We start from the raw sequence: 21,390 nt of genomic DNA on the forward strand, positions 1-21,390 counted from the left end.
GCCTGAATCGCACCCCTGCCTCCCGGCCCGACGCCTCGCGCCGTAATATATGGCCCATGCACTTCGACCTCGCCGACCTACGCCTGTTCATCCACATCGCCGAATCCCCCAGCCTGACCCAGGCTGCCAAGCGGGCGCACCTGTCCCTGGCAGCCGTCAGCGTGCGCATCAAGGCGCTGGAGAACCAGCTCAATACCCGCCTCCTGTACCGCGACAGCCGCGGAGTGGAGATCACGCCTGCGGGCCAGAAGCTGCTGCAGCACGCGCGCGTCATCATGCGCCAGGTGGACCACCTGAAACATGACTTCCAGGAGCAGGCCGACGGCGACGCCGGCCACATCCGCATCTTCGCCAACACCACGGCGGTCACGGAATTCATGCCGGACATCCTGGCGCAATTCCTGTCCGGCCACCCTGGCGTCACCGTGGACCTGCAGGAACGCCTGACCCGCGACATCGTGCGCGGCGTGCTGGACGGCACCACCGACCTGGGCATCGTGGCCGGCCCGGTGGATGCGCCCGAATTGCAGACCATCCACTTCAGCACCGACAAGCTGGTGCTGGTGGTGCCCAATGGCCACCCGCTGCAGGATCAGGAAAAGATCAAGCTGGCCGAGGCGGTGCGCTACCCCTTCATCACCATGCACGAAGGTTCCACCCTGGTCGCCTTCCTGCGCGACCAGCTGGAACAGGTGGGCCAGCGCCTGCCCCAGCGCATCCAGCTCTACAGCTTCGATTCCATCTGCCGGATGGTGCAGGCGGGCGTGGGCATCGGCGTCATCCCCGACTCCGCCGCGCGGCGCTATGGCGCCGACATGAAGCTGCGCGTGGTCGAATTGGACGAGCCCTGGGTGGTGCGCGAACGCAAGCTACTGGTGCGCGACATCGACGCCCTGCCGGGTTGCGCGCGCGAACTCATAGAACAGATCCAGGCGGCGCGGACGCCCTGACGGCCGTCTGCAAAGCTCAGGTGCCGGTGAACGCCGGCGGGCGCTTCTGCGCGAACGCCCGCATGCCTTCCAGGTAGTCGTCGGTGTAGCCCAGTTCGCGCTGCAAGCGGCATTCCAGATCGAACTGCTGCGCCAGCGTGTTGCCGCTGGACGCGTGCAGCGCCGCCTTGGTAGCCGCATAGGCGCGCGTAGGTCCGGCCGCCAGCGTATCGGCGACTTCGGCCAGCGTGTCCGCCAGCGCGGCGTCTGGCACCACACGCCAGATCAGGCCCCAGGCTTCCGCCTGCCTGGCGCTGAGCGCTTCGCCGAACAGCGCGGCGCCCATGGCCCGCGCAGAGCCCACCAAACGCGGCAGGAACCAGGTGCCGCCGGCATCCGGCAGCAGGCCGATCTTGCTGAAGGCCTGAATGAAGCGCGCCGACTCCACTGCGAACACCACGTCGCAAGCCAGCGCCAGGCTGGCGCCTGCGCCGGCCGCGACGCCGTTCATCACGCACACCACCGGCACCGGCAGGTTACGCAGCCGGGTGATCAGCGGTCGGTAGCACTGCTCAAGAATCAGGCTCAGGTCGCGACGTGCTCCGTCCTCAGCCGGCTTGCGCTCGCCCAGGTCCTGCCCAGCGCAAAAGCCCCGGCCCGAGCCTGTGATGATCAGTCCGCGCAGGCCGCTGTCCGCCTCCATGGCATCCAGCGCCCGCGCCAGCTCGGCATGCATGACTTCCGTGAAACTGTTCAACCGGTCGGGCCGGTTCAGTGTGATGACGCCCACGCCCCGCTCCAGCGTGAAGCGGATCTGGGTGTAGCCGCCTTCGACCTGTGTCGTCGCCGCTGCGCTCATGCCAGTTCCTCCAGCACCGCCAGTTGCTCGGCCGTATCGCCCAGCAGCTGGTCCACGACGGTCAGCCGTTTGAAGTAATCGCCCACGTCCAGCTCGTCGGTCATGCCCATGCCGCCATGCAGCTGCACCGCCAGTTGCGCCACCAGGCGTCCGGCGCGCGCGGCTTCCAACTTCGCGGAGGCGATCATGCGGCGGCGCTGCGCAGCGTCGGTTTCGGTCAGCGCCGCCACCGCCACATAAGCCATGGACAAAGCCAGTTCCTTGGCCACCAGCATTTCCGCCAGGCGATGCTGCAAGGCCTGGAACGAGGCCAGCGGTTGGCCGAACTGCTTGCGCGCCTTCAGGTAGTCGACGGTGATCTCCAGCAGCCGCTCCATTGCGCCCGCGGCGTGCGCGCATAGCGCGGCCGTGCCCCATTGCAAGGACTGCGCCAGCGCCTGGTCGGCGGCGGTCCCTTGCGCCAGCAAGGCCTCGGGCGCCAGATTGACCGCGTTCAGATCCAGCCGGGCGCAGCGCGCGCCGTCCAGCGTGGGCGTATCGGTGATCCTCACGCCTGCCGTATCCGCCGGCACCGCCAGCAACAGGGTCTCGCCCCCGTCGCCGCGCGCGCTGACCAGCCACGCGGTGGCCGCCGCGCCGTGCCAGACCAGATGCTTGGCGCCGTCCAGCCGCCAGCCATCGGCAGTCTTGCTGGCGCGGCAATCGCGCGGATCGGTGTCGTAGCGGCGGCCGGGCTCCTGGTACGCCACGCTGACCACGGCGTCGCCCGAGGCGATGGCCGGCAGCCACAAGCCGCGCGCTTCGCCGCCGCAGGCTTCGATCAGCGCCGCGCCCATGACCGCGCTGGGAATGACCGGCTCGGACACCAATCCGCGTCCCAGTTCCACGTGCACGGGCAGCAGGCTGGCGGGCACTTCGCCGAAGCCGCCGAAATCCTGCGGGATGGTCAGGCCCAGAACGCCCAGTTCAGCCAGCGCGGCCCAGGCGTCGGCATCCAGCTTGCCCGCCGCCTGCCGGGCCCGGCGGCGCGCGTGCGTCCATTCCTGGTCCACCAGTCGCCGCAGGCTGTCCGCCAGCATGCGTTGTTCTTCGGTATAGATGAAATCCATGCGTCGTCTTCCTGTCGGGTTGCGCGAGGCCGGGCCTACAGGCCCAGCACCAGGCGGGCGATGATGCCCTTCTGCACTTCGGTGGTGCCGCCGTAGATCGAGGTCTTGCGCATGTCGGCATAGCCGGCGCCGGCCGCAGCCGCCAGTTCCGGCCCAGGACCGCTGTATCCATGGTCTGCCTGCAGCCAATCGGGGTCATAGGGCCAGGCGTCCGGCCCCGCCACCTCCATCTGCAGCATGGCCAGGTCCTGCTGGATCTCGGAGCCGCGGATCTTCAGCACCGACGCTTCCGGCCCCGGCGTGCCGTCGTTGCTGGAGGCCACGCGCAGCAGCAGCATTTCCAGCGCCATGATGTCCACCTCGATGCGCGAGATGCGGTCGCGGAACCGGCTGTCGGCCAGCAGGGGCTTGCCCCGGGACTGCGCCTGCACCGCCATGTGCTTGAGCACGCCCAGTTCGCGGTGGCAATGGCCCAGGCCTGCGATGCCGGTGCGCTCGTGGCCCAGCAGGTACTTGGCATAGGTCCAGCCCTGGTTCTCCACGCCCACCAGGTTGGCCACGGGCACGCGCACGTTCTCCAGCCAGACCTCGTTCACGTCGTGCCCCCCATCCAGCGTGCGGATGGGGCGCACGGTCACGCCCGGCGTACGCATGTCCAGCAGCAGCATGGAGATGCCGCGCTGCGCGCGGGCCTCGGGGTCGGTGCGGACCAGGCAGAACATCCAATCGGCGTACTGAGCCAGGGTGGTCCAGGTCTTCTGGCCGTTGACGACGTATTCGTCGCCGTCGCGCACGGCGCGGGTCGAGAGCGAGGCCAGATCGGACCCCGACCCCGGTTCGGAATAGCCCTGGCACCACCAGTCCTCCACGCGGATGATGCGAGGCAAGAGGCGCGCCTGCTGCTCGGCGCTGCCGTACTTCATCAGGACCGGGCCGATCATGGACAGGCCGAATGGCAACAGGCGCGGCGCGCCGGCCTTGAAACATTCGACCTCGAAGATCAGCCGCTGCAAGGCATTCCAGCCGGTGCCGCCATGCTCGACCGGCCAGTTCGGCGCGCCCCAGCCCTGGTCGGCCAGGATGTTATGCCAGCGTACGTAGTCCTCGCGCTCCAGCCGCTGGTGGCGCAGCACCTTGTCGCGTATGTCCAGCGGCAGCTTGTCCGTGGCGAAGGCGCGCACTTCTTCGCGGAATAGCCGCTCCTGCGGCGTCCAGGTCAGATTCATGGTCGGGCTCCTTTTCCGATATCTAGCCACGCGGGGGCACGCCGGACAATCTGCCTCTTCCGAAGACGGGCTTCGCGCAGGACATAGGGCGCCCCACTACGGGCCGGCAGAAGGCCAGCTTCAGCAATGAAGAATGGCCGAACCCGCCGCCAGTGCCGACACTTGCAAGCGTCATCCACTGGAACCTGTAGGCATCATGACCGTTCCCGATCAGCAGGCCGTCGCGCCGCAAGGCGTCGAGGCGCAATACCGCCAGGCGCTGGACCAAGGCCGCTTCCTCATCCAGCATTGCGCGGGCTGCGACCGCGCCGTGTTCTACCCCCGCATGATCTGCCCGCATTGCGGCGCGGACAAACTCGCCTGGACCGAGCCCGACGGGCGCGGCGAGGTCTATTCCACCACCGTGGTGCGCCGCAAGCCCGAGGCGGGCGGCGACTACAACGTGGCGCTGATAGACCTGCGGGAAGGCGTCAGGCTGATGAGCCGCGTCGAAGGCGTGGCGCCGGACGCCGTGCATATCGGCATGGCGGTGCGCGCGCAGGTGGCGCAGCAGGACGGCCGCGGCCTCCTGATCTTCCGACCCAACCAGGAGGCGCAATGACGCTGAACGATCTGCGCGGCGCCGTGGCGGTGGCCGGCGTGGGCCACGCGGGCCTGGGCCAGGCCGCGGGCTACACCGAAATGGAAATCCTGGTGCAGGCCGCGCAGCGCGCGGTGGCAGACGCCGGCCTCACCATGCGCGACATCGACGGCATCTGCACCGCCAGCGTGGCCGCGCCCATGTGGGCCATGCCGGTCATCGAACACCTGGGCATCCGCCCCAGCTTCATCGACAGCACCATGCTGGGCGGCTCCAGTTTCGTCGCGCACCTGCTGCCCGCGCTGCACGCGCTGGCATCCGGCCAGTGCAACGCGGTGCTGGTCTGCTATGGCAGCACGCAGCGCACTTCCACCTTGAGCCGCGCCGAGATCGGCCGGGTCCGCAAGCAGTTCGATCCACAGCCGTACGAAACGCCCTACGAGCCGCTGAGTCCCCTGTCCTCCTACGCACTGGCGGCCGCGCGCCACATGCATCAATACGGTACGCGTCGCGAGCACCTGGCGCAGGTGGCGCTGGCCGCCAACCAATGGGCCCAGCTGAATCCCGAAGCGCAATTGCGCGAACCCGCCACGCTGGACCAGATCCTCTCGGCCCGCATGGTGTCCGATCCCTTGAGCGTGCGCGATTGCTGCCTGGTCACCGACGGCGCCGGCGCCTACGTGCTGGTGCGCGCCGAGCGCGCCCGCGACCTGCCGCGTCCGCCGGTCTACGTGCTGGGCAACGCCACCGCGGTCTGGAACCGCCAGATCTCGTCCATGGAAGACCTGACCGTGACCGCCGCGGCCGAGTCCGGCAAGCGGGCCTTCGAGATGGCAGGCGTTGCGCCCCGGGACATCGACGTGGTGGAACTGTACGACGCCTTCACCATCAATACCCTGCTGTTCCTGGAAGACCTGGGCTTCTGCGCCAAGGGCGAAAGCAAGGACTTCATCGCGGGCGGCGCCATCGCCCCTGGCGGCGCGCTGCCGGTCAACACCAACGGCGGCGGGCTGTGCTGCGTGCATCCCGGCATGTACGGCGTCTTCATCATGATCGAGGCCGTCCGCCAACTGCGCCGCGAATGCGGCGCGCGCCAGGTCGCCGATGCGCATCTGGCCTTGGTGCACGGCAACGGCGGCACCCTGTCCAGCCAATCCACCGCCATCCTGGGCACCCAGGCCACGCTTTGAGCGACGCAACCATGTCCCCGGCAGCCCCTCTTACCCGCATCCATCAATTGCTGGCGCAGCAAGCCGGCCAGCGGCCCGACGCCACCTTTCTGTACGAGGAGGGCGGCGGCAAACTGAGCTACGCGCAGTTCTGGCGGCGCGTGCAGGCCGCGGCCGCATGGCTCGAAGAACAGGGCGTACGTCCCGGGCACCGCGTGCTGATCGCCGGCGAAAACTGCGCGGCCATGGTCGCCGCGTTGTTTGCCTGCAGCGTGGCGGGCGCCTGGCCGGTGGGCGTGAACGCGCGCCTGTCCGCGCGCGAGATCGACGCCATCCGCGTTCACGCGCAGCCCGAACTGCTGCTCTACACCAGCGGCGTCTCGCCCGCCGCCGCAGCCCATGCCGAGCACGCCGGCGCCGCCGACGCCGACCCGGACGTCTGGGGCCCAGGCATGCAGACCGCAAGAGCGGATGCGCCCACGCAGGCCGAAACTGGCGACACGGCCGCGGAAGTGGCCACCGTGATCTACACGTCCGGCACCACGGGCGCGCCCAAGGGCGTCCTCGTGCCGCACCGCGGCCTGCTGCATTTCGCCCGCGTGTCCGCCGCCTCGCGCCGCCTGACGCCGCAGGACATCGGCTACGCCGCACTGCCCATGTCGCACATCTTCGGCATCGCCACCGTGCTGATGGCCACGGTGCACGCCGGCGCCAGCCTGGTGCTGCGCAGCCGCTTCGACGCCGCCGACGCCTTCAAGGCCCTGGCCCATCCCGGCGTCAGCATCCTGCAGGGCGTGCCCACCATGTTCAGCCGCATGATGGCCGTGGCGCCGCCGCGCGCGGAGCTGCGCGCCCCTGCCCTGCGCTACCTGTACACGGGCGGCGCCGCGCTGGATCCCACGCTAAAGCGCGACGCCGAGCGCTATTTCGGCGTCGCCATGCACCACGGCTACGGCATCACCGAATACGCGGGCTCCATGTTTGTCACCCGCATCGATGCGCCGCGCAGCGACTGCTCGGCCGGCCATGCGGTCGAAGGCGTGGAAATGCGGATCGGCAACCCCGACAACGGCGCGCCCGCACCCGGAGAGCGCGGCGACATCCTGATCCGCGGCCCGGGCGTCATGCTGGGCTACTACCGCAATCCCGAACAAACGGCGCAGGCGCTGCTGCCCGGCGGCTGGCTCAACACCGGCGACATCGGCTACGTCGACGAACAGGGCGCGCTGTACATCGCAGGACGCTCCAAGGACTTGATCATCCGCTCCGGCTTCAATGTCTATCCGCTGGAAGTCGAATCCGTCATCAACGCGTTCCCCGGCGTGCGCCTGTCGGCCGTGGTCGGGCGCCCCACCGCCGACCAGAACGAAGAAGTCATCGCCTTCGTCGAGCCCTTGCCCGGCGCCACCGTGGACACCAACCTGCTGATGCTGCATCTGCGCGCGCAGCTGGCGCCGTACAAGCGGCCCGCCCGCATCATCCCCATCGACACCATTCCCACCACCGTCAGCGGCAAGATCCTCAAGCAGCCGCTGAAAGAAAGGCTGGCATAGCCGCGGCTAGCTGTTCCGCTGCACGACCCGCCACTTACCCACAAGGAGACTACAGCGTGAACATCAAGACCCTGCTCGCCGCGGCCGCCGCCACGGCGGCGCTGGCCACGGCCTCAAACGCCTGGGCCGACGCCTATCCCGAACGCCCCATCCGGCTGCTGGTGGGCTATGCCCCCGGCGGCCCCGTGGACACCACCGCCCGCGTCTTCGCCAAGTACCTGGGCGACAAGCTGGGCCAGTCCGTGGTGGTGGAAAACCGCGCCGGCGCCAGCGGCATGATCGCCTCCGACGCCACCGCCAAGGCCGCGCCCGACGGCTACATGCTGGGCTTCGCCGCCAGCCCCACCCTCACCATGTCGCCGCTGGTACAGCGCAGCACGCTGTTCGATCCGCGCAAGGACTTCTCGTTGATCGGGCTGGTGGTGGACTACGCCAACGTTCTGCTGATCGGCCCGCAGATCCCAGCCAAGAACGTCAGCGAATTGGTCACCTACGCCCGCGCCCATCCGGATGCCGTGTCGTTCGGTTCCGCCGGCATCGGCGCGTCCAACCACCTGTCGGCCGAGCTGCTGAAGAAGCAGGCGGGTGCGCCCATGCTGCACGTGCCCTACCGCGGCAACTCGCCTGCCATGGTCGATGTGATCAGCGGCAAGATCACCTTCATGTTCGACATCACCAGCACCGCCATCCCCTTCGTCAAGAGCGGCAAAGCGCGCGCCCTGGCGGTCACGTCCAAGACCCGCAACCCCGAACTGCCCGACGTGCCCACCATGGTCGAAGCCGGCATGAAGGACTACGAAGTGGTCGGCTGGTACGCGCTGGTTGGGCCGAAGAAACTGCCCGACGCCGTCGCGGCCCGCCTGACCCGCGCGCTGAACGAAGTCTCCAGCGATCCGGCCTTCCGCCAGGCCATGACCGATGGCGGCTACACCATCAACACCGGCGACTCCAAGGCGCTGCAATCGCGCATCGACCGTGAATACGCCTTGTGGTCCGATGTCATCCAAAGCGCCAACATCCAGGCCAATTGAGTACCACCGGAGCATCCAGATGAATCCCCCGCTCGCGCTGCACGCCCACACCCGCCTCCCCGTCATCGGCGCCCCCATGTTCCTGGTCTCCGGACCGGACCTGGTGGTGGCGCAATGCGCGGCGGGGATCATCGGCACCTTTCCGTCGCTCAACGCCCGTCCGCAGGAGCAGCTGCACGACTGGCTCACGCGCATCGAGAACGGCCTGGCCGCGAAGCGCCAGGCCGCACCCGACGCGCAAATCGCGCCCTATGGCGTCAACCTGATCGTCCACCCCAGCAATCCGCGTTGGCAGGGCGATCTGGCCATCTGCGCCGAGCGCCGCGTGCCGCTCATCATCACCTCGCTGCATGCCCCCGAAGCCGTGGTGGCCGCCGCGCACGGCTATGGCGGGCTGGTATTCCATGACGTCACCAATGTGCGGCACGCCAAGCGCGCGCTGGACGCCGGGGTCGACGGCCTGATCCTGGTGGCGGCGGGCGCAGGCGGCCATGCAGGGCAGATCAGCCCATTCGCGCTGGTCAACGAGATCCGCGCCTTCTACGACGGCCCGCTGGCGCTGTCCGGCTGCATCAGCCACGGCAAGGACATTCTGGCCGCGCAGGTGCTGGGCTGCGACTTCGCCTACATGGGTACACGCTTCATCGCGACGCAGGAATCGCTGGCCGGCGACGCCTATCGCGAAATGGTGCTGCAGGCGCAGGCGGCAGACGTGACCTACACGCCCTACTTCTCGGGCGTGCCCGCGAACTACCTGTCGGCCAGCATCCGGGCAGCCGGCCTGGATCCCCTGGAGCTTGCCAGGAACGGCGTAGCCCCGCCCGCGAACATGGACAAGAGTTCGCGGCCCAAGGCCTGGAAGGATGTGTGGAGCGCGGGCCAGGGCGTGGGCGCGGCGCAGGAAATCCTGCCTGCCGCGATGCTGGTGGATCAGCTGGAATCCGAATATCTCGCCGCGCGCGAAGCCCTGCGCCAGCTTTAGTCCAGCTTGATGTTGGCGGTCTTGATGACGTCGCGCCATTTCGCGATTTCATCGCGGACGAACTCGCCGAACTGTTCTGGGGTGCCGGGCTTGGGCTCGGCGCCTGCGGCGATCATCCCCTGCGCGGTGGCCTGGTCAGACAGAACCTTCACGAGATCCGCATTCACGCGTTTCACGATGTCGGGCGGGGTGCCTTTGGGCGCCATCACGCCGCTCCACGAGTATGCCTCGTAGCCTGGCAGACCGGACTCGGCGATGGTAGGCACGTCGGGCAGCATGCTGGAACGCGTGGGATTGCCTACCCCCAGCGCACGCACCTTGCCGCCCTTCAGATGCGGCACGGCGGATGGACCGTCGGCGAACATCACCTGCACCTGTCCGCCCAGCAGGTCTTGCATGGCGGGCGCGCTGCCGCGGTAGGGCACGTGCTGGATGCGCACGCCGGCCATGGCGTTGAACAACTCGCCGGCCAGGTGCGTGCCGCCGCCCGTGCCTGACGAGCTGAACGAGAGCTTGCCCGGATTGGCCTTGGCATAGGCGATCAGCTCGCTGACCGAATTCACGGGCAGCGTCGCGTTCACCACCAGCACGATGGGAAACACCGCCGCCATGCCGACCGGCACGAAGTCCCGCGTAATGTCGTAGCTCAGATTGCCGCGCAGGCTGGGCAGCACCGCATGGTGGATGGAGGCAAAAAAATAGTTGTAGCCGTCGGGCTCGGACTTGGCCGCGAACTGCGCGCCCACGATGCCGCCAGCGCCCGACTTGTTGTCGACCACCGTGGGCACCGACCACAGCTGCCCCAGCGGCTGCGTGGTGAAGCGCGCGGTCGTGTCCACGGGGCCGCCCGCAGGAAACGGCACGATGAAGTTCACGGCATGCGCCGGCCAGGCGGCGGCGCGGGCCATCTTGGGGAACAGCGCGGGCAGCGCGGCGGCGGCGCACGCGGCGCCCAGCCGCGCAACGGCGCGGCGGCGTAGTAGATCGGTCACGGCAGTCTCCTGGTTCTCGGTTTTATGGGCGGCCAAGCTCTAGGACTGCTGCCTGACGCCTTTTTTATTATTTGCCGAACCTGCGGAGTCACCGCTACATATTTGCAAAAGCCCCTCTTCGGAACGCGCTACAGGCCGCGCGCCGCACGCTGCACATGTTCGATGAAGCATTCCGCGAAACTGGGCAGGTCGCGGCCGCGCTGGCGGCACAGCAGACGGTCGCGCAACGCCCAGGGGTCATCCAGCTTGAGCACGTGCAGCGCATCCGGACGGCTGTAGCGCGCCGCGCAGGCGCGCGGCACCACCGCGATCCCCGCGCCCGCCTCCACCATGCGGCACACGGCCTCGAAGCTACCCACGTGCACGCGCTGGCAGATGCGCTTGCCCAGGCCGCTGGCGATATCTTCCAGGAAGGTCTGGATGGCGCTGTCGGGATGTATGCCGACGAACTGGTAGGCATCGACCAAGTCGGCGAAATGCGCGGACTCCGTGGCCGCCAGGGGGTGGTCCAGCGACGTGACCACGGTGAGTTCATCGCGGAACAGCGGCGTGACGTCCAGGCCCGACACGTCGATATTGCCCGCCACCAGCCCCAGGTCTCCCTGGCCTGCGCGTATGGCGATGACGATATCGCCAGATATTTTTTCCTCCAGCTCCACGTCCACGTCAGGGTTTTCCGCAAGAAACGTGGACAAGGCGTCGGCCAGGAACGAATTGGTGGCCGTGGTGTTGGCCAGCAGGCGCAGGCGTCCCTTCAGGCCGCTGGCATAGGGCTGCAGGTCCGCGTTCAGGCATTCCAGCTGGCGGAACACGGCGTTCGCATGCTTGAGCAGCACCTCGCCCGCCGGCGTCAGCGCCACGCCCGTGGCCATGCGCACCAGTAGCCGGGCCTTGAAGGCCTCTTCCATGTTCTTCACCCGCGCGCTTGCCGCCGGCAGGGACAGGAAGGTGCGTTCCGCAGCCCGGGTCAGATTGAGTGTTTCCCCCACGTTCAGAAACAAACGCAGGTCCGTCAGATCGTGTCTCATGTTCCACCACGCAGAAGGGGGGCATATCTAATTTTGAATTCTTCGCATGCCTCGTCGAATCTACCATGGTGCATCCCCTCGAACCAGAGCGTTCGATGCGGAACTGTTTTCCACACGGCGCGCGCGCCGCAGCACAGGAGTCAGCTTCAATGAGCGGCATAGTTTCCGGAAAAGTGGTGATCGTGACTGGCGCGGGCGGCGGCATCGGCCGCAGCATTGCACTGGCCATGGCGCAGGCCGGCGCCAAGGTGGTGGTGAACGACATCGGCGTATCGCTCACCGGCGAAGGCGGCGCGGACGGCCCCGCGCAAGCGGTCGTCAAGGAGATCGTCGCGGCGGGCGGCCAGGCCGTCGCCAACACCGACAGCGTGGCCGCGTACGACAGCGCCAGCCGCTGCGTGCAGACGGCAATCGACGCCTTCGGCCGCATCGATGCCGTGGTCAACAATGCCGGCAATCTGCGCGACCGGGTTTTCCACAAGATGAGCGAAGAGGAATGGAGTCAGGTGCTGGGCGTGCACCTGAACGGCTCCTTCTTCATGAGTCGCGCGGCGGCGCCCTACTTTCGCGAACAGGAGTCCGGCGCGTTCGTGCACATGACCTCCACGTCCGGACTGATCGGAAACTTTGGCCAGGCCAACTACGCGGCGGCCAAGCTGGGCATCGTGGCCCTGTCGAAATCCATCGCGCTGGACATGGCGCGCTACAACGTGCGCTCCAACTGCATCGCGCCGTTCGCATGGAGCCGCATGACCAGCTCCATTCCCGCCGAAACCGACGAAGAAAAAGCCCGCGTCGAAAAGCTGAAGAAAATGGAAGCCGGCAAGGTCGCGCCCATGGCCGTGTATCTGGCCAGCGACGCGGCCAGCGAGGTCACCGCGCAGATCTTCGCGGTGCGCGCCAACGAGATCATGCTGATGAGCCAGCCGCGCCCGCTGCGCACCGTGCACCACGGCGAAGGCTGGACGCCCGAGCGCATCGCCGAGATCGCCGTGCCCGCCATGCGCAAGCACTTCTACGCGTTGGAGCGTTCGCCTGACGTCATCGACTGGGATCCCATCTGAGGCCGCCATGCCCCTGGACTACGCAACCGTGAAGAACTGGCGCTTCGACGAAGTCCGCCAGCGCTACGACGAAAAAGACACCATGCTGTACGCCCTGGGCATAGGCCTGGGGCAAGACCCCGAAGACGCCGGCCAGTTGCGCTACGTGTACGAAAAAGGCTTGCAATCCTTCCCCACCATGAGCGTGGTGCTGGGCTATCCGGGCTTCTGGGTCCAGGATCCGCGCGCCGGCATCGACTGGGTACGCGTGGTCCACGGAGAACAACGGCTGACCATGCATGCGCCCCTGCCGGCGGCGGGCGTGGTCACCGGCAGAAGCCGCAACACGCACGTGATCGACAAGGGCGCCGACAAGGGCGCCATCATCATCACCGAACGCACCTTGCACGGCGAAGACGGCGCCTGCCTCGCCACCCTGCGCCAAAGCACCTTCTGCCGCGGCGACGGCGGCTTCGGACAGGGAGACGACAGCCCCGCCGCCCTGCCCGCAGCGCCCGACGGCGCCCCAGACCTGAGCTGCGAAATCCGCATCCCCGCCAGCGCCGCCCTGCTGTACCGACTGAACGCCGACCGCAATCCGCTGCACGCAGACCCCGAGGTCGCACGCGCGGCCGGCTACCCCAAACCCATCCTGCACGGACTGTGCTCCTACGGCGTAGTCGCGCACGCCATCGTCAAAAGCTGCTGCGGCTACGACGCCTCGCGCCTGGTCAGCCTGAACACGCGCTTCTCGGCGCCGGTCTATCCCGGCGAAACCCTGCAGTGCGACATCTGGCGCCTGCCCGACGGCCAGCTCCGCTTCCAGGCCCGCGCGCAGGAACGCGGCGTGGTGGTCATGAGCCACGGCACCGCGGAGCTGAAGCCATGAACCGCCCGCCCGCATTGACCGGCATCCGCGTAATGGACCTGTCGCGCATCCTGGCCGGCCCCTGGTGCACGCAGAACCTCGCCGACCTGGGCGCCGACGTCATCAAGATCGAACGCCCGCGCGTCGGCGACGACACCCGCGCCTGGGGCCCGCCGTTCCTCAAGGACGGCGCGGGCCAAGACACCGAGGAATCCGCCTACTACCTCAGCGCCAACCGCAACAAGCGTTCCGTCGAAGCCGACATGGCCACGCCCGCAGGCGCCGCGCTGATCCGCGAACTGGCGGCCGCCAGCGACATCCTGGTCGAGAACTTCAAGGTGGGCGGCCTCGCCAAGTACGGCCTGGACTACGACAGCCTGAAGCAGATCAACCCGCGCCTGATCTATTGCTCCGTCACAGGCTTCGGCCAGGACGGCCCCTACGCGCAACGCCCCGGCTACGACTTCATGATCCAGGGCATGGGCGGCCTGATGAGCATCACCGGCGAACGCGACGACCTGCCCGGCGGCGGTCCGCAAAAAGCCGGCGTGGCGGTCACCGACATCGTCACCGGCATGTACGCCACCGTGGCCATCCTGGCCGCCCTGCAGGAACGCCACAACAGCGGCCTGGGCCAGCACCTGGACATCGCCCTGCTGGACAGCCACGTCGCCCTGCTGGCCAACCAGAACTCGAACTACTTCAACTCCGGCGTGGCGCCCCAGCGCGCCGGCAACGCCCACCAGAACGTCGTGCCCTACCAGGTGTTCGCCGCCAGCGACGGCCACCTGATCGTGGCCACAGGCAATGAATCGCAGTACCGCGCATACTGCCGCGCCATCGGCGCACCCGAACTGGGCGACGACCCGCGCTTCGCCACCAACCGCATGCGCCTGGCCAACCGCGAGCTGCTGGTCGACCTGCTGACCGAGATCATGCGCCAGGGCCAGCGCGACGACTGGATCGCCAAGCTCGAGGCCGTGGGCGTGCCCTGCGGACCGATCAACGATATCGCCCAGGCCCAGGCACATCCGCAAGCGCTGGCACGTCAGCTGCGCCGCGATATGCCGCATCCGGCGGGCGGCATGGCGGCGGTGACAGCCAGCCCGTTGCGGCTATCGGCCTCGCCGGTGGAATACCGTCGCGCGCCGCCGCTGCTGGGGGAACATACGGAGGAAGTGCTGCGGGAGGTGCTGGGGAAGACGCAAGAAGAGATCGCCGTGTTTCGCGAGGGATTAAAGACGACGAACTGACGAGGGCCGCGCCTACAGCGAAGACTCCAGTCACAGGACGACGATGAGCCCCACACGCCACTCACCGCATGCGCGCTAGCGGCCACCACAGCAATCAAATAAATCACGTATGTCATTATTGGCCGCCCGGGCGGCCAATAATGACGGGCAAATCAAGCCTCTCCCCCGACCACGGCTCCAGTAGCGCGCCAGGCCAAGACAAACGTAGCCCGTCGGCGCGGGCGTCTGGGTGGCGAGCAACCTCGATGCGCCCGAGGGAATCCGTAGGAGTCGCCGAAGGCGAGGACGAGGATGACAACGGGGCAGTCCGGAGCGAACGCTCCGGACCGCAATCGTGGGCGCTCGCCACCCAGGCGCCCGCGCCGACGGGCGACCTACGAAGCACTAGGCACTAAAGCCAAAAAAAACGGCCACCAGTCCCCTGGCAGCCGTTTTTCTCACAGCCTACGGAATCAAGCCACAGCGACAGGAATCTTCCCGATCTTGGCCTGCCATTCCTTGGGCCCCGTGGTATGGACAGAGGTACCCTGAGCGTCAACCGCCACAGTCACCGGCATGTCCTTCACGTCGAACTCGTAGATGGCTTCCATGCCCAGGTCCGCAAAACCCAGCACCTTCGCGCCACGGATAGCCTTCGACACCAGGTAAGCCGCGCCACCCACCGCCATCAGATAAGCCGAGTTGTGCTTCTTGATGGATTCGATAGCCACCGGACCGCGCTCCGACTTGCCGATCATCGCGATCAGGCCCGTCTGCTCCAGCATCATGTCCGTGAACTTATCCATGCGCGTAGCGGTAGTGGGACCCGCCGGGCCGACCACTTCGTCGCGCACCGGATCCACCGGACCCACGTAGTAAATGACGCGATTCTTGAAATCCACCGGCAGCGGCTCGCCCTTGGCCAGCATGTCCTGGATACGCTTGTGCGCCGCATCGCGGCCCGTCAACATCTTGCCCGACAGCAGCAGCGTCTGGCCCGGCTTCCAGCTGGCCACTTCTTCCTTGGTCAGCGTATTCAGGTCCACCTGCTTGGACTTGTTGTAGTCCGGCGCCCAGTGCACTTCCGGCCACTCCGACAGCGACGGCGGATCCAGGCGAGCGGGGCCCGAGCCGTCCAGTTCGAAGTGCGCGTGGCGCGTCGCCGCACAGTTCGGGATCATCGCCACGGGCTTGGACGCCGCGTGCGTCGGGAACGTGCTGATCTTGACGTCCAGCACCGTCGTCAAACCGCCCAGGCCCTGCGCGCCGATACCCAGCGCGTTGACCTTCTCATACAGCTCGATACGCAGCTCTTCCAGCTTGTTCTGCGGACCGCGGGCCAGCAGCTCGTACATGTCGATGTCTTCCATCAACGACTGCTTCGCCATCAGCATGGCCTTCTCGGCCGTGCCGCCGACGCCGATGCCCAGCATGCCCGGCGGGCACCAGCCCGCGCCCATCGTCGGCACCGTCTTCAGCACCCAGTCCACCAGCGAATCGCTCGGATTCAGCATCGCGAACTTCGACTTGTTTTCCGAACCGCCGCCCTTCGAAGCGACTTGCACGTCGACCTTGTCGCCCGGGACAAGCTCGACGTGCAGGATACAGGGCGTGTTGTCGCGCGTGTTCTTGCGCGCAAACAGCGGATCGTCCAGCACCGAGGCGCGCAAAGGATTGTCCGGGTTCAGGTAGCCGCGGCGCACGCCTTCGTCACAGAGTTCCTGCAGCGTGCGCTTGGTCTCGAAACGCACGCCCATGCCGACCTTCAGGAACACGTTGACGATGCCCGTGTCCTGGCACAGCGGACGCTTGCCCTCGGCGCACATGCGCGAGTTGGTCAGGATCTGGGCCATCGCGTCGCGCGCGGCGGGGCTTTCCTCGCGCTCGTAGGCGCGGGCCAGGTGACGGATGTAGTCGACCGGGTGGTAGTAGCTGATGAACTGGATGCCATCGGCTATCGACTGGATGAAGTCTTCTTCTTTGATGATGACTGACATGGCGATATCGGGTCTAGATGAAAAACGTGAAAACGCGGCCGGCGTGACTAGCCCGCCGCGATGGAGAAAGAACTATTTTTGCCGCCGGGCCGCCCCAAGGCAAACAGCGCCCCCTCGGGGGGCAGCTAGCCCCGCAGGGGCGCGGCGTGGGGGCATTTCCTATTTGCCTTGCCAGACCGGTTTGCGCTTCTCGGCGAAGGCGGTCGCGCCTTCCTTGGCGTCGGCGGACGAAAAGATGTGCGCAATCAGCGGACGCTGCTGGTCGAACATGCTCGCCTGATCCCAGTCGCCCGACTGCGCCACGATGCTCTTGGCGGTCTGCACCGCCAGCGGGCCATTCTCGACGATGGCGCGGGCCAGTTCCAGAGCGCCCGCCAGGGCGGCGCCCGGCTCGGTGATGCGGTTGACCAGCCCGAAGGAATGGGCGCGCTCGGCCGTCAACATTTCGCCGGTCAGGATCACTTCCATGGCGATGTGGTACGGCAGGCGGCGCGGCAGGCGCAGCATGCCGCCAGCGCCCGCCACCAGGCCGCGCTTGACTTCAGGCAGGCCGAACTTGGCGTTGCTGGCGGCCACGATCAGGTCGGAAGCCAGCGCCATTTCGCAGCCGCCGGCCAGCGCATAGCCTTCCACCGCCGCGATCAGCGGCTTCTTGGGCGGCCGCTCGTTCAGGCCCGCGAAGCCGCGGCCTTCCACGTAGGGACGCTGCCCCGACTTGGCGAAAGCCTTCAGGTCCATGCCCGACGAGAACGTGCCGCCGCCGCCCGTCAGGATGCCGATGCGGATGTCGTCGCGGCTGTCCAACTGGTCCAGCGCCGCGGCCATGGCCTGCGCGGTCTCCAGGTTGATGGCGTTCTTGGCCTCGGGACGGTTGATCGTGATGATCTGGATGCCGTCGGTGACTTCTACCTTGATCAGGTCTGACATGGGACTGCTCCTTCCGGGAATTCTCGGAATCAGGTTCCGGGTTTTATATAAGACTTGGTACGCAACCTGGAATCATACGATCATTGGTTTCCAGGCGCAGCGACAGGCCCGCGAGGCGTCCACCAGCGGCACACTGTCCCCCTGCGAACCGCCCCGAAGGCCCAGATGTAACCGTCCGCCCGGCATTCGGGAACCGGACCGCCCCAGGCCAGTTAAAATGTCGGGTTTCCCACGCCCAGGGCAAGCCTTGCCCGGCGGCCGAATTCCAAGAATCCTATGCTCACCTTTCAGCAAATCATCCTTACGCTCCAGGAATACTGGGACAAGCAGGGTTGCGCCCTGCTGCAACCCTACGACATGGAAGTCGGCGCCGGCACCTCGCATACCGCCACGTTCCTGCGCGCGATCGGCCCGGAGCCCTGGCGCGCCGCCTACGTGCAGCCCTCGCGCCGCCCCAAGGACGGCCGCTACGGCGAAAACCCCAACCGCCTGCAACACTATTATCAGTACCAGGTCGTGTTGAAGCCCGCGCCTCCGGAAATCCTGGACCTGTACATCGGTTCGCTCAAGGCGCTGGGCATCGATCCCACCCAGCACGACATCCGCTTCGTAGAGGACGACTGGGAGAACCCCACCCTCGGCGCCTGGGGCCTGGGCTGGGAAGTCTGGCTGAACGGCATGGAAGTCACCCAGTTCACCTACTTCCAGCAAGTGGGCGGCCTGGACTGCACGCCGACCACCGGCGAAATCACCTACGGCCTGGAACGCCTGGCCATGTACCTGCAGGACGTGCAAAGCGTGTACGACCTGGTCTGGACCGAAGGCGCCAACGGCAACCGCGTGCTGTATCGCGACGTGTTCCACCAGAACGAAGTGGAACAGTCCACCTACAACTTCGAGCATTCGTCGGCCGAGATGCTGTTCTCGCACTTCAATGACTACGAAGCCGAGGCCAAGCGCCTGATGGACGTGCCGCTGGCGCTGCCCGCCTACGAGGCCGCGCTGAAGGCCGCGCACACGTTCAACATGCTGGACGCGCGCGGCGCGATCAGCGTCACCGAGCGCGCCGCCTACATCGGCCGCATCCGCAACCTGTCGCGCGCCGTCGCGCAGGCCTACTACGATTCCCGCGAACGACTGGGCTTTCCCATGCTGGGCCGCGACAAGGCCGCCGGGGAGGCTGCATAAATGACGACGAACATCCGCCCGCTGCTGGTCGAACTGCTGACCGAAGAACTCCCGCCCAAGGCCCTGCAGAAGCTGGGCCAGGCCTTTGCCGAAGGCGTGCGCGCCACGCTGGAGCGCCACGGCCTGCTGGCCGCCGGCTGCGCCGCCACCGCGTATTCCACGCCGCGCCGACTGGCCGTGCACCTGTCCGCCGTGCTGGCTCAGGCGCCCGACCAGCCCTATGCCGAAAAGCTGATGCCGGTGAAGATCGGCCTGACCGAAGACGGCCAGGCCACGCCCGCGCTGCAGAAGAAGCTGGCCGCCAAGGGCCTTGAGAACATCGACCTGTCGACCCTGGAACGTGAATCCGACGGCAAGCAGGACTACCTGGTCGCGCGCGGCACCGCTCCCGGCGCCCAGCTGGCCGCCGGCCTGCAGGAAGGCATCGACGCCGCCATCAACGGCCTGCCCATTCCCAAGGTCATGCGCTACCAATTGGCCGACGGCGTCACCACCGTCAAGTTCGTGCGTCCGGCGCACGGCCTGGTCGCGCTGTTCGGCGCCGACGTGGTGCCGGTGTCCGCGCTGGGCCTGGCCGCCGGCCGCGACACGCTGGGCCACCGCTTCATGAGCGCGGGCCCCGTGTCCTTCGCCGACGCCGACGCCTACGCCGCCACCCTGGCCGAAAAGGGCCGCGTGGTGGCCTCGTTCGAAGGTCGCCGCGACGAGATCCAGCGCCAGTTGCTGGACCATGCCGGCCGCCTGAACGCCACCCTGGGCGACGATCCCGAAGTGGCCGCGCTGCTGGACGAAGTCACGGCCCTGGTCGAACACCCCACCGTCTACGTGGGCCAGTTCGAAGAGCAGTTCCTGCAAGTGCCGCAGGAATGCCTGATCCTGACCATGCGGCTGAACCAGAAATACTTCCCGCTGTTCGATCCGGCTACCGGCCGCCTGACGCACCGCTTCCTGATCGTCAGCAACATGCACACCGACAATCCGGTGAACATCGTTGAAGGGAACCAGCGCGTGGTGCGCCCGCGCCTGGCCGATGCGCAGTTCTTCTTCGAAACCGACCGCAAGACGCCGCTGGCGGCGCGCGTCGAACAACTGGGCTCGATCGTCTACCACAACAAGCTGGGCACCCAGCTGGAACGCGTGGAGCGCGTGCGCGCCATCGCCCGCGGCGTGGCCGAGCAACTGGGCGGCGACGTCTCCGCCGCCGACCGCGCGGCCATGCTGGCCAAGGCCGACCTGGGCTCGAACATGGTGGGCGAATTCCCCGAGCTGCAAGGCGTCATGGGCGCCTACTACGCGGCCGGCGACGGCGAGCCCGACAGCGTGGTGCAGGCCCTGCGCACGCAGTACCGCAACCGCTACGACGCGCCCGTCACCGCCGACACGCTGACCGCGGCCACCCTGTTCATCGCCGAGCGCGTGGAAACCATGGTCGGCATCTGGGCCATCGGCCTGGCGCCCACCGGCGAGCGCGACCCCTTCGGCCTGCGCCGCGCCGCGCTGGGCCTGATCAGCGCCTTCGAACAACTGGCCGCAGGCGGCTGGCTCAAGATCAGCGAGACCGGCCCCCTGTCGCTGGACGGCCTGCTGGAACTGGCCGCGGGGACCTTCCCCGCCGGCAAGATCCCCGCCGACACGCTGGCCGAAGTCCGCGCCTTCATCTACGAACGCTACCGCAACCAGCTCATCAACGACTTCGACCGCAATGCCGTCGAAGCCGTGATCGCGCTGACCCCGCCGTTGCACCAGGTGGCCGAGCGCGTGCGCGCGGCCGCCGCCTTTGCGCAGCTGCCCGAGGCCGCCAGCCTGGCCGCCGCCAACAAGCGCATCGGCAACCTGCTCAAGAAGGCCGAAGGCGAGATCGGCGCGGTGAACGACGGCGCGCTCGTGGAACCGGCTGAAAAGGCCCTGGCCGCCGCCGTTTCCGCGCTGCGCCCGAAGGCCGAGGCGCAACTGGCCGCGGGCGACTTCGCCGGCAGCCTGAGCACGCTGGCCCAGGTCCGCGAAGCCGTGGACGCCTTCTTTGCCGACGTCATGGTCATGGCCGAAGACCCGGCCGTGCGCGCCAACCGGCTGGCCCTGCTGGGCCAGTTGCATGGCCTGATGAACCAGGTCGCTGACATCTCCAGGCTGGCACAGTGAAACTCATCATCCTAGACCGCGACGGCGTCATCAATCAGGACAGCGATTCGTTCGTCAAGAATCCGGACGAATGGATCGCCCTGCCCGGCAGCCTGCAGGCCATCGCCCGGCTGACGCAGGCGGGCTGGAAGGTGGTGGTCGCCACCAACCAGTCGGGCCTGGCGCGCGGCCTGTTCGACATGGACACCCTGACGGCCATCCATACCAAGATGCGCCGCGAACTGGCCGCCGCTGGCGGCAGTATCGACGCGGTCTTCATGTGCCCACACGGCCCCGATGACAATTGCTCCTGCCGCAAGCCCAAGCCCGGCATGTTCGAACAGATCGGACACCGCTACGACGTCGACCTGGCTGGCGTGCCGGCGGTGGGCGATTCGCTGCGCGACCTGCAGGCCTCGTCGTCGGTCGGCTGCTCGCCCTGGCTGGTGCTGACCGGCAACGGCAAGAAAACGCTGGCCAAGGGCGGTTTGCCTGACAACACCCGCGTCTGCGACGACCTGTCGGCCGTGGTCGACGCGCTGCTGCAGGACCATTGATC

At 67.5% G+C, this 21,390-nt stretch carries 19 protein-coding genes; 12 read left to right on the plus strand and 7 right to left on the minus strand.

The window, feature by feature from the left end; all coding sequences use genetic code 11:
* Positions 1-56 precede the first annotated feature (56 nt).
* Positions 57-950 (plus strand): LysR family transcriptional regulator, encoded by an 894-nt coding sequence (locus IB257_RS18625; RefSeq protein ID WP_054457486.1) that lies wholly within the window; start codon positions 57-59, stop codon positions 948-950.
* 16 nt (positions 951-966) lie between these two features.
* Here IB257_RS18625 and paaG read toward each other — a convergent pair whose 3' ends face one another.
* The 3 genes from paaG to IB257_RS18640 are packed head-to-tail and all read right to left on the minus strand — an operon-like array spanning position 967 to position 4,123.
* Entirely contained in the window at positions 967-1,788 is an 822-nt protein-coding gene (gene paaG, locus IB257_RS18630) for a 2-(1,2-epoxy-1,2-dihydrophenyl)acetyl-CoA isomerase PaaG (RefSeq protein WP_192492659.1), read from the minus strand.
* The gene (locus tag IB257_RS18635; protein ID WP_054457490.1) at positions 1,785-2,897 is read right to left on the minus strand and encodes an acyl-CoA dehydrogenase family protein; all 1,113 of its coding nucleotides are present in this window, start codon (positions 2,895-2,897) and stop codon (positions 1,785-1,787) included. Before IB257_RS18635 ends, paaG begins: the two co-directional genes overlap by 4 nt.
* A 35-nt stretch (positions 2,898-2,932) precedes the next feature.
* Positions 2,933-4,123 carry an acyl-CoA dehydrogenase family protein gene (locus IB257_RS18640; RefSeq protein WP_192492660.1) on the minus strand — a complete coding sequence of 397 codons (1,191 nt, stop codon included), beginning with the start codon at positions 4,121-4,123 and terminating at the stop codon, positions 2,933-2,935.
* Between the two features lie 196 nt (positions 4,124-4,319).
* On the opposite strand from IB257_RS18640, the gene IB257_RS18645 reads away from it, so the two are divergent.
* The 5 genes from IB257_RS18645 to IB257_RS18665 are packed head-to-tail and all read left to right on the plus strand — an operon-like array spanning position 4,320 to position 9,438.
* Entirely contained in the window at positions 4,320-4,724 is a 405-nt protein-coding gene (locus IB257_RS18645; RefSeq protein WP_192492661.1) for a Zn-ribbon domain-containing OB-fold protein, read from the plus strand.
* Positions 4,721-5,893 (plus strand): thiolase, encoded by a 1,173-nt coding sequence (locus tag IB257_RS18650; protein ID WP_054457495.1) that lies wholly within the window; start codon positions 4,721-4,723, stop codon positions 5,891-5,893. Before IB257_RS18645 ends, IB257_RS18650 begins: the two co-directional genes overlap by 4 nt.
* Before the next feature lie 11 nt (positions 5,894-5,904).
* The gene (locus IB257_RS18655) at positions 5,905-7,425 is read left to right on the plus strand and encodes a class I adenylate-forming enzyme family protein (RefSeq protein WP_119451448.1); all 1,521 of its coding nucleotides are present in this window, start codon (positions 5,905-5,907) and stop codon (positions 7,423-7,425) included.
* 56 nt (positions 7,426-7,481) lie between these two features.
* Positions 7,482-8,456 (plus strand): tripartite tricarboxylate transporter substrate binding protein, encoded by a 975-nt coding sequence (locus tag IB257_RS18660; protein ID WP_175181103.1) that lies wholly within the window; start codon positions 7,482-7,484, stop codon positions 8,454-8,456.
* Positions 8,457-8,475: 19 nt separating this feature from the next.
* Positions 8,476-9,438 carry a nitronate monooxygenase family protein gene (locus IB257_RS18665; protein WP_054457499.1) on the plus strand — a complete coding sequence of 321 codons (963 nt, stop codon included), beginning with the start codon at positions 8,476-8,478 and terminating at the stop codon, positions 9,436-9,438.
* On the opposite strand, the gene IB257_RS18670 is transcribed toward IB257_RS18665, so the two are convergent.
* Together IB257_RS18670 and IB257_RS18675 are read right to left on the minus strand one after the other, a co-directional pair.
* Positions 9,435-10,430, minus strand: a complete 996-nt coding sequence (locus IB257_RS18670; RefSeq protein ID WP_054457501.1) for a tripartite tricarboxylate transporter substrate binding protein — start codon at positions 10,428-10,430, stop codon at positions 9,435-9,437. The two genes, IB257_RS18665 and IB257_RS18670, sit on opposite strands and share 4 nt — an antisense overlap.
* A 128-nt stretch (positions 10,431-10,558) precedes the next feature.
* The gene (locus tag IB257_RS18675; protein WP_054457503.1) at positions 10,559-11,458 is read right to left on the minus strand and encodes a LysR family transcriptional regulator; all 900 of its coding nucleotides are present in this window, start codon (positions 11,456-11,458) and stop codon (positions 10,559-10,561) included.
* A 149-nt stretch (positions 11,459-11,607) separates the two neighbouring features.
* Between IB257_RS18675 and IB257_RS18680 the strand changes: the two genes are divergently transcribed.
* From IB257_RS18680 to IB257_RS18690, 3 genes are read left to right on the plus strand one after another with little or no spacing between them, the layout of a single operon-like run.
* Positions 11,608-12,522, plus strand: coding sequence for an SDR family NAD(P)-dependent oxidoreductase (locus IB257_RS18680; protein ID WP_054457509.1), 915 nt, complete (start codon positions 11,608-11,610; stop codon positions 12,520-12,522).
* 7 nt (positions 12,523-12,529) lie between these two features.
* Positions 12,530-13,390: a MaoC family dehydratase gene (locus IB257_RS18685; RefSeq protein WP_054457511.1), complete on the plus strand. Its 861-nt coding sequence runs from the start codon at positions 12,530-12,532 to the stop codon at positions 13,388-13,390.
* On the plus strand, positions 13,387-14,622 hold the full coding sequence (locus IB257_RS18690) for a CaiB/BaiF CoA-transferase family protein (protein ID WP_192492662.1): 1,236 nt from the start codon (positions 13,387-13,389) through the stop codon (positions 14,620-14,622). The genes IB257_RS18685 and IB257_RS18690 overlap by 4 nt, the downstream gene beginning before the upstream one ends.
* 452 nt (positions 14,623-15,074) lie before the next feature.
* Here IB257_RS18690 and IB257_RS18695 read toward each other — a convergent pair whose 3' ends face one another.
* Both IB257_RS18695 and IB257_RS18700 read right to left on the minus strand, forming a co-directional pair.
* Complete coding sequence (locus IB257_RS18695; protein ID WP_054457515.1) at positions 15,075-16,598, minus strand: fumarate hydratase; 1,524 nt, start codon at positions 16,596-16,598, stop codon at positions 15,075-15,077.
* Positions 16,599-16,757: 159 nt separating this feature from the next.
* Positions 16,758-17,525 (minus strand): crotonase/enoyl-CoA hydratase family protein, encoded by a 768-nt coding sequence (locus IB257_RS18700; RefSeq protein ID WP_054457517.1) that lies wholly within the window; start codon positions 17,523-17,525, stop codon positions 16,758-16,760.
* 276 nt (positions 17,526-17,801) lie between these two features.
* On the opposite strand from IB257_RS18700, the gene glyQ reads away from it, so the two are divergent.
* Genes glyQ through gmhB form a run of 3 tightly spaced genes read left to right on the plus strand, consistent with a single transcriptional unit; the run spans position 17,802 to position 21,388 of the window.
* Positions 17,802-18,713: a glycine--tRNA ligase subunit alpha gene (gene glyQ, locus IB257_RS18705; protein ID WP_025136700.1), complete on the plus strand. Its 912-nt coding sequence runs from the start codon at positions 17,802-17,804 to the stop codon at positions 18,711-18,713.
* Positions 18,714-20,852: a glycine--tRNA ligase subunit beta gene (gene glyS / locus IB257_RS18710; protein WP_192492663.1), complete on the plus strand. Its 2,139-nt coding sequence runs from the start codon at positions 18,714-18,716 to the stop codon at positions 20,850-20,852. It begins immediately after the preceding gene.
* Positions 20,849-21,388: a D-glycero-beta-D-manno-heptose 1,7-bisphosphate 7-phosphatase gene (gene gmhB / locus IB257_RS18715; RefSeq protein WP_054457520.1), complete on the plus strand. Its 540-nt coding sequence runs from the start codon at positions 20,849-20,851 to the stop codon at positions 21,386-21,388. Before glyS ends, gmhB begins: the two co-directional genes overlap by 4 nt.
* Positions 21,389-21,390: the final 2 nt, after the last annotated feature.

Origin of the sequence: Achromobacter sp. ACM03 (assembly GCF_014851665.1) — a bacterium.
GTDB classification, from domain to species: Bacteria; Pseudomonadota; Gammaproteobacteria; order Burkholderiales; family Burkholderiaceae_B; genus Achromobacter; species Achromobacter aegrifaciens.

What these genes read in the sequence shown, in the direction of transcription:
- IB257_RS18625 (WP_054457486.1), top strand. Translation starts at nt 57, where the DNA reads ATGCACTTCGACCTCGCCGACCTACGCCTGTTCATCCACATCGCCGAA.
- paaG (WP_192492659.1), bottom strand. Translation starts at nt 1,788, where the DNA reads ATGAGCGCAGCGGCGACGACACAGGTCGAAGGCGGCTACACCCAGATC.
- IB257_RS18635 (WP_054457490.1), bottom strand. Translation starts at nt 2,897, where the DNA reads ATGGATTTCATCTATACCGAAGAACAACGCATGCTGGCGGACAGCCTG.
- IB257_RS18640 (WP_192492660.1), bottom strand. Translation starts at nt 4,123, where the DNA reads ATGAATCTGACCTGGACGCCGCAGGAGCGGCTATTCCGCGAAGAAGTG.
- IB257_RS18645 (WP_192492661.1), top strand. Translation starts at nt 4,320, where the DNA reads ATGACCGTTCCCGATCAGCAGGCCGTCGCGCCGCAAGGCGTCGAGGCG.
- IB257_RS18650 (WP_054457495.1), top strand. Translation starts at nt 4,721, where the DNA reads ATGACGCTGAACGATCTGCGCGGCGCCGTGGCGGTGGCCGGCGTGGGC.
- IB257_RS18655 (WP_119451448.1), top strand. Translation starts at nt 5,905, where the DNA reads ATGTCCCCGGCAGCCCCTCTTACCCGCATCCATCAATTGCTGGCGCAG.
- IB257_RS18665 (WP_054457499.1), top strand. Translation starts at nt 8,476, where the DNA reads ATGAATCCCCCGCTCGCGCTGCACGCCCACACCCGCCTCCCCGTCATC.
- IB257_RS18675 (WP_054457503.1), bottom strand. Translation starts at nt 11,458, where the DNA reads ATGAGACACGATCTGACGGACCTGCGTTTGTTTCTGAACGTGGGGGAA.
- IB257_RS18680 (WP_054457509.1), top strand. Translation starts at nt 11,608, where the DNA reads ATGAGCGGCATAGTTTCCGGAAAAGTGGTGATCGTGACTGGCGCGGGC.
- IB257_RS18685 (WP_054457511.1), top strand. Translation starts at nt 12,530, where the DNA reads ATGCCCCTGGACTACGCAACCGTGAAGAACTGGCGCTTCGACGAAGTC.
- IB257_RS18690 (WP_192492662.1), top strand. Translation starts at nt 13,387, where the DNA reads ATGAACCGCCCGCCCGCATTGACCGGCATCCGCGTAATGGACCTGTCG.
- IB257_RS18695 (WP_054457515.1), bottom strand. Translation starts at nt 16,598, where the DNA reads ATGTCAGTCATCATCAAAGAAGAAGACTTCATCCAGTCGATAGCCGAT.
- IB257_RS18700 (WP_054457517.1), bottom strand. Translation starts at nt 17,525, where the DNA reads ATGTCAGACCTGATCAAGGTAGAAGTCACCGACGGCATCCAGATCATC.
- glyQ (WP_025136700.1), top strand. Translation starts at nt 17,802, where the DNA reads ATGCTCACCTTTCAGCAAATCATCCTTACGCTCCAGGAATACTGGGAC.
- glyS (WP_192492663.1), top strand. Translation starts at nt 18,714, where the DNA reads ATGACGACGAACATCCGCCCGCTGCTGGTCGAACTGCTGACCGAAGAA.